The sequence below is a fragment of the Gilvimarinus sp. 1_MG-2023 genome, assembly GCF_030548285.1.
Genome location: NZ_JAUOSC010000445.1, coordinates 1 through 347, shown reverse-complemented (window position 1 = coordinate 347; position 347 = coordinate 1). Strand labels below are relative to the sequence as shown.

The 347-nt window shown below is 46.1% G+C and carries 1 protein-coding gene; it reads left to right on the top strand.

The window, feature by feature from the left end; all coding sequences use genetic code 11:
* Positions 1–201: 201 nt before the first annotated feature.
* Positions 202–347, top strand: a 146-nt coding sequence (locus Q4563_RS17565; RefSeq protein ID WP_303605413.1) for a pilin, incomplete at its 3' end; no start/stop codon positions are given.

Here is a 347-nt window from a genome sequence, read left to right as displayed (position 1 = left end):
CGTATCCAGTGATAGATGCACAGAAGCCAGTGGCTTGAGTCCGGGAAGACCCCCTCTTCGATTTCCCGAACCCACCAAGTGCTTCGACAACGAAGTGTTGGGATGTTTTGGGATGTTTCCCATGGCAAAACCCCTCATAATAGTCATTGCATAACACGTGTAATATTGCACAACCCTAAAATTTTGAGAGTGGAGACTTCCATGAAAACGATGCAAAAAGGTTTTACCCTGATTGAATTGATGATCGTAATTGCGATCATCGGTATTTTGGCCGCTGTGGCGATTCCTCAGTATCAGAACTATATCGCTCGTACTGAAGTTCAGACATCCCTGGGTGACACTCGAGG